The organism is Streptomyces sudanensis (assembly GCF_023614315.1).
GTDB lineage: Bacteria > Actinomycetota > Actinomycetes > Streptomycetales > Streptomycetaceae > Streptomyces > Streptomyces sudanensis.
The window spans coordinates 582,722-588,767 of the sequence record NZ_CP095474.1 but is presented as its reverse complement, the minus strand read 5'-3'; the positions used below and the strand labels follow the sequence as shown (position 1 = coordinate 588,767).

Here is a 6,046-nt window from a genome sequence, read left to right as displayed (position 1 = left end):
TTTCGTTCGAGTCGCCGGAACAGTGAATCCCCNTCCCACCGGCCCCTCGAACCGGACCGGCCGACCCCGCCGGTCACCGGCCGGGCCGGTCTCCGGGGAAGCGGAACCGCCTGCCCCGCCCGGCCGGAAACCGTAGGCTGGCGGCCGTCACGAACGGCACCGGCACCAGGGCGGGAAGAGCAGTGGACGGCCTCACCGAAGCGAACCTCAAAGCACTCGCGGGCGCCCGTTCCTTCGAGCGCGGTCTCGAATACCTCGACGCCGTGTCCGGGGTGGAGGTCGACGACACCCGCATCACCGCGACCGTCCACGGCACCGAGCGGTACGAGGTGGAACTGGCCCCGGGCCGCTCCGGGCGCCTGACCGGCGCGTGCGACTGCCCGTACGGGCTGGAGGGCAACTTCTGCAAGCACCTGGTGGCCCTCGGCCTGACCGTACTCGCCCGGCAGGAGAGCCTGCCCCGGCAGCGGAAAGCCGCCCGGAACCGGGCCCGGGACCTCGACGCCTGGCTGTCCAGCCTGTCCCGGGAGGAACTGCTCGCCCTCGTACGGGACGAGATGGCCGAGGACCGGGGGCTGCGCCGCCGCCTGGAACTGCGGTCCGCGACCGCGCGGGGGGACCTGGCGGAGGTCCGGTCCCACGTCCGGGGGCTCCTCGACATCGGCCCGTTCGCCCACCACGGCTACGTCGCCTACGCCGACGCCCGCGCCTACGCCGACCAGGCCGGGCAGGCGGCCTCCGCGATCAGGGAACTGGCCGGCTCGGGCCGGGCCGCCGACGCCGTCGCCCTGGCGCGGGAGGCGATCGAACTGCTGGCCGCGGCGGCGGAGAACGTCGACGACTCCGACGGATGGCTCGGTGAGATCGCCGCCGACCTCGCCGACGCCCACCACGACGCCTGCCGCGCGGCACGTCCCGACCCGGCGGAACTCGCCCGGTGGCTGGTCGACCGGGCGCTCGACGACACGGCCGACCTCGTCGACATCGACCCGCTCGACTACGAGGACGTGCTCGGCGAACAGGGGATGGAGATCCTGCGGGAACACGTGGTCGGGGCATGGCGGGCCAACCGCACCGGCTGGGCGGAGAAGCACCTGATGGAGCGCCTCGCCAAAGCGGGCCGCGACATCGACACGCTGATCGCCGTGCACGCCGCCGACCTCACGCCGGACGGCCACACCCACCTGGTCATCGCCCGGGAACTGGAAGCGGCCGGCCGCCCCGGCGAGGCCCTGGAATGGGCCGAGCGCGGCATCCGGGACACCGGCGACCTCGCGGCCGTCGACACCGCCCTCGTCGACCACCTCTGCGACCGCCACACGCGGGCGGGCCGGCTCGCCGACGCCGCCGCCCTGCGCCGCGACCACTTCGCCGCCCGCCGCACCCTGCTCGCCTACCGCCGTCTGCGCGCCGCCGCGCGGGCCGCCGACCGCTGGCCGGCCGAACGCGAGAGGGCACTGGCCCTGCTGCACGCCGACGCGAAGCAGCGGCCCGCAGGCCGGGGCGGCGACTCCGTCCTGGTCGACGCCCTGCTCGACGACAAGGACCCCGACGCCGCCTGGCGGGCCGCCGACGAGACCGGCGCCTCCGACCGGCAGTGGCTCGCCCTCGCCGACCGGTCCCGCGCCACCCGCCCCGCCGACGCGCTCCCCGTCTACCTCCGCCTGGCCGACCCCCTCACCCGGCAGACCGGCAACGCGGTCTACGAGCGACTCGTCAGTCTCCTGCTGAGCATCCGCGACTGCCACCAGCGCCTGGGCACCCCGGACGAGTTCACCGCGTACGTCACCGGCCTGCGTGCCGCCCACGGGCGCAAGCGGAACCTGATGCGCCTCATGGACGACCACGGCCTGTGACCCGCGCCCCGGGCCACCCGTNNGGGTCGTTCCCCGGCCCGCCCCACCCGTGGGGGCCGTTCCCCGCCCGCCCGTAGGGTGGCCCGCGGCCGTCCCGTACGGCCGCGGCCGCGGCCCCGGCCCGGTCTTCGCGCCGACGACCGCATCCCTGAGGGGCGCCGTGGAACTGCCCGCCGTCCTCGCGCCGGTGTCCCACCGGGTGCCCGGGTGCCCGGGTGCCGGGTGCCGGGTGCCGGGGTGCGGGCCCGCGGCGGGCCCTCCACGACCGTCAGCCGAAGAGGGCGACCAGCCCGTTCACCCAGATCCCCAGCACGACGAGGGCCGTCAGCAGACATCCGGCCCCCGCCAGGAAACCGGCGAGCCTCCCCTCCTCGCCTCGCGGAAAGGGAGGTTCCGGGTCTTCCCAGCCCGCCGGGTCCTCCCAGTCCACCGGGCGTCCCAGAGCCTTCGAACAGGCGGTCCGCACCGCCGCCAGTTGCCCCGCGGTGAACGCGGATCCGGCGAGCGACTCGGGGCCGTGCCAGGCGAGGGCCCGCATGCGCTCCCGGGGCGTCCGGTACCTCGCCTCGAAGGCGGCCGTCTCCTCCGCGTCGCGGTCCTCCTCCAGGTACATCCAGCGACCGGCCTCCGCGGGCTCGCCGTACAGCCGGTACACCTCGGCCAGGCGGCGGCGGAGCGCCAGGTCCTCGGGGAAGGAGGAGACCAGTCCGCGCAGGCGCTGACGTGCCATCGGCACGCGACCGGCCGCCAGGTCCGCGTCGACTCGGGCGAGGGTGGCTGTCAGTGGCATGCACGCATGATCGGCCAGAGCCGGGCAGCGCCTCGACTCCTTTTCCCCTGGGCCTGGTACGGGCGCCGTACCGGGTCCGATGGCGGCCGGCGCCCTGACGGCGGTCGGCGGTCCGGCCGGGGGCGGGGACGGAGAGGGACGGGTACGGGTGCGGGCACGGGTACGGCTACGTGGACGGCTTGTGGCCCGTACCCCCTCCTCTCCCACCGCCCGCGAAGCCCGCCGCCCGCGAACCGTGCCGCCCGCGAGGTGGGCACGCGCTTCCTGCGGCGTACGCCCCGCACGTGACGCGCTTTCCACCGCGCGTCCGCCGGCACCCCCGCCTCATGAAAGCGCGCGATCGGAAGTCGGTGGGCGGCGTCTTCCGGTTCCCGGATTCCGGTGGAATCCGGAAGCACCGGGAGCACGACCGGTGCGGCAGGTCGCCCCGTTCGCCGGGTGTGCTCCCGTTCCGCGTCGCCGGGTGATTTCCGTCCGGACGGCCGGGGTAGGGCCCGGGTGACATCCGCACGTACGTACGGATGGCGAAGTCCGCAATCCTGGAGATCCCGTGACCCCGGAAACAGAGCACGCCTTCGCCGCGATCAAGGACGAGTACGGGCCGGATTCCCTCGCGCGCGTGGAGGAGATGGTGCGGGCGGGAAAGCAGCGGCGCCATCCCCTCCAGCAGGGCGCCAAGTGGATCCTGCCGGGGATTTCCCGGCAGCCGTGGCACGATCCGTACGGTCATCCCGAACTGGTGCCGGTGGTGCGCGCCTTCGAGGAGAACCACGCTTCGATCAAGAAGGAACTGGAGGCCGCCTGGGCGGCCCGGCGGAACGCTTTCTCGGACTACGAGCACTACCTCGTGCGCCAGTCCGACTGGCAGGCCCTCTACCTCTTCCGCGAGGGCGGGTTGGTGAGCGGGTCGGCCGACACGGTGCCGACCGCCTTCCGGGTGCTCAGGGAGGAGGCGGTCGACACCGGGAAGCTCTGCCCCCTGCTGGAGTGCCACTTCTCGACCCTGCTCCCCGGCGCGGTGATCGCCCCCCACTGCGACCTGTGGAACTTCAGCATCAACCTGCACCTGGCCGTCGACATACCCGAGGGGTGCGGCATCACGGTCGCCGGCGAGACGCGGTCGTGGGAGGAGGGCAGGTGCCTGCTCTTCGACTACTCCTTCGAGCACGAGGCGTGGAACCGGGGGACCCGCCCGCGCACGTGCCTGCTCGTCGACCTGTGGCACCCGGAGACCACCGTCCCCGAGCGGAAGGCGCTCGTCGCCCTCGTCACCGAGATCCGCAGGCTGATGGGCGAGGGCTGACGACGCCGAGGGCCAGGACGGCGGCCCTCCCCACCGCCTCNCCGCGCNNCGCCGCCCCATCGCCCCCGCAGTCCCGGCGAACAGCCGGTCATCAGGGCGCGGCGAAAAGCGCCGCCGTGGCCGGGAACCGGCTGCGCTTCCCGTCCGACTCCTGGTGTGCGGGGATTCCTCCGGGTTCTCGGAATTCCGCGCTCCGGGCCGACCCGGGTGATATCGGCCGCGAGGCCGACAGGATCGAGGAGGCGATGAAATCGACCATCAACGGCGTCCCGCGATTCGACCGGAAAGGCCGGAAGTGGCGGATGGGTCCGGTCGTTTCGTTGAAGGAGAAACGCATTCCTCTCGTCGGCGTACGGCCCCGCCGCCCCTGCCCGGACGCAAAAAGCCGAGCCCACCTGGAATGTTCCGAAGATCTTTCGGACGGCCGCCCCGGACATCCGGCCTCCGGCGAACCGGTGGGTGATTCCCGCAATCGGTCCGCGAGCCAGTCCGGAATCGAGGAGAGGGCGCTTGCCGCGGCGCGGGGAGTGGGCCACGATCGCGTGGTACGCCGCCGTCCCCATTCGGGGGACGGATCAGCAGGGGGAACAGTTCCGCGATGTCCGCAGTGAAATCGCCGTCCACCCCGGCACGCCGGCGCCTCGGGTTGCCGCTCCTGGTCCTGGCCGCCGCCCAACTGGTCATCTCGCTCGACTACAGCATCGTGTACGTCGCCCTCCCCGGCATCGGCGACGCGCTCGGCTTCTCCGGACAGGACCTGCAGTGGGTGGTCAGCGCCTACGTGGTGGCGACCGGCGGGTTCCTGCTCCTCGGCGGGCGGGCCACCGACCTGCTGGGGCGGCGCAGGGTCTTCGTCACCGCCACCCTGCTGTACGCGGTCTCCTCGTGGGTGGGCGGGCTGTCGGACTCGGCGGGCGTCCTGGTCGCGGTGCGCGCCGTCCAGGGCATCGGCGGCGCCCTGCTGTTCCCCGCCGCCCTGTCACTGATCAACACGCTCTACGAGGAGGGGCCCGACCGGAACCGGGCGCTGGCCGCGTGGGGCGCCGCCGGAGCCGGCGGGCTGTGCTTCGGCTCGCTGCTGGGCGGGGTGCTCGTCGACTCCTTCGGCTGGCCGGCGGTGTTCCTCGTCAACGTTCCGCTGGCCGGTGCCATAGCCCTTGCAGGAACGTTCCTCTTTCCGGCGGACGGACCCCTGCCCCGGCAGAGGGACTTCGACCTCCCGGGCGCCCTGACCGCCACCGCGGGCATCACCCTGCTCGTCCTGGTCCTCGTCCACGCGCCGGAGGCCGGCTGGAGCAGCCCCGGCGTCCTGGTGTGCGCGGCCCTGTCGGCGGTCTCGCTGTCCCTCTTCGCCCTCGTCGAGACCCGTACCCGCGCCCCGCTGACGCCGGGGCACCTGTTCCGCCACCGCGGCCTGCTCGGCGCCATGGCGCTGACCGCGCTGTTCAGCGCCACGTTCAGCTCGCTTCCGTACTTCCTGACCCTCTACTTCCAGACGGTGCGCGGCTACAGCGCGATGGCCACCGGGGCCGCCTTCCTCGTACCGGCCGTCGTCGTGGCCGCCGGGGCGAAGGCGGGCGAGAAGGCCGTGGCCGCGTTCGGCCTGCGCGCCACGCTCCTGGGCGGCATGGCCCTCGGTGCCGGCGGCACCCTGCTCCTCGCCCTCGCGTTAGGCACCGAAGGCCCCTACGCGCGCCTCCTGCCGGGGCTCGTGCTGCTGAGCCTGGGACAGGGCGCCACCTGGACCGCCATGTGGATCGCGGCCGCGGCCGGCGTCCCCGCCCGGGACCAGGGCATCGCGTCGGGCATGGCCTCGACCACGCTGCAGGTGGGCGGCGCCGTGGGCTTGGCCGTCCTGGTGGCCGTCGCCGGCACCGGGAGCCGGGGACCGGCCGCCGCCGATCTGCTCGACGCGGTCCGTGCCGCCCTCCACCTGGTCACGGCCGGGCTCGTCCTCGGCGTCCTCGCCCTGCTGGCCCCGTGGGGGCGCGCGGACCACTGACGACGCCACCGGCCCATCTCCGCCGCCCCGAGACCGTTCCGCCCCACCGTCCCGATATTCCGCCCCCCGTACAGGGAGTCCTAGGAGCCCTTGTG

Annotated in this window: 4 protein-coding genes; 3 read left to right on the top strand and 1 reads right to left on the bottom strand. The window is 74.0% G+C overall.

Annotated elements, in window-relative coordinates:
- Positions 1 to 182 precede the first annotated feature (182 nt).
- Entirely contained in the window at positions 183 to 1,856 is a 1,674-nt protein-coding gene (locus MW084_RS02520; RefSeq protein WP_010468654.1) for an SWIM zinc finger family protein, read from the top strand.
- 268 nt (positions 1,857 to 2,124) lie between these two features.
- Here the strand turns inward: MW084_RS02520 and MW084_RS02515 are convergent, their stop codons facing one another.
- On the bottom strand, positions 2,125 to 2,646 hold the full coding sequence (locus tag MW084_RS02515; protein WP_010468655.1) for a DUF6584 family protein: 522 nt from the start codon (positions 2,644 to 2,646) through the stop codon (positions 2,125 to 2,127).
- Between the two features lie 550 nt (positions 2,647 to 3,196).
- On the opposite strand from MW084_RS02515, the gene MW084_RS02510 reads away from it, so the two are divergent.
- Positions 3,197 to 3,949: an aspartyl/asparaginyl beta-hydroxylase domain-containing protein gene (locus MW084_RS02510; RefSeq protein ID WP_010468657.1), complete on the top strand. Its 753-nt coding sequence runs from the start codon at positions 3,197 to 3,199 to the stop codon at positions 3,947 to 3,949.
- Between the two features lie 598 nt (positions 3,950 to 4,547).
- A complete protein-coding gene (locus MW084_RS02505) occupies positions 4,548 to 5,951 on the top strand; it encodes an MFS transporter (RefSeq protein ID WP_050986718.1) in 1,404 nt (467 codons plus the stop codon).
- The last annotated feature ends 95 nt before the right edge of the window (positions 5,952 to 6,046 follow it).